Origin of the sequence: Mesorhizobium sp. M3A.F.Ca.ET.175.01.1.1 (assembly GCF_004791945.1) — a bacterium.
Classification (GTDB): Bacteria; Pseudomonadota; Alphaproteobacteria; order Rhizobiales; family Rhizobiaceae; genus Mesorhizobium.
The window spans coordinates 1-347 of record NZ_SRTP01000176.1; the positions used below are offsets into that span (position 1 = coordinate 1).

The 347-nt window shown below is 60.8% G+C and carries 1 protein-coding gene; it reads left to right on the plus strand.

The window, feature by feature from the left end; translation table 11 throughout:
- Positions 1-109: 109 nt before the first annotated feature.
- Positions 110-347: hypothetical protein (locus EN818_RS31245; protein ID WP_245521434.1), on the plus strand; the 238-nt coding region annotated here is incomplete at its 3' end.

A 347-nucleotide genomic window follows, 5' to 3' on the forward strand; every position in this document is an offset into this window, starting at 1 on the left:
TTCGGTGACTGCCGACGGCTCAACCATGCCAAGGGCGCCACGATCAGGGCGCTCGTGAAATAGCAGCAGTGCATGAAAGGGTGACGGGGCAGAAATGGCGGAAGAAAGCATGGACGTTCAGATTGTGCGCCTCGAGGAGAGGCTGAAATCGATCGAGGGAATGCTGACAGCGATAGCCGACGAACAGAAAGCGGCCTCGGAAGGGCGCCGGCGCGGGTATGAAGCCCAGGAACGCGCGGAACGCGAGATGATCGGCATCAATTTCCGCCTCAGTGCCGTTGAGAAGTCCGTCGAAGCGATCCGGCCGACGACGGCGGAACTGGAGAAGGTGCGTGATCGCGTCGTGT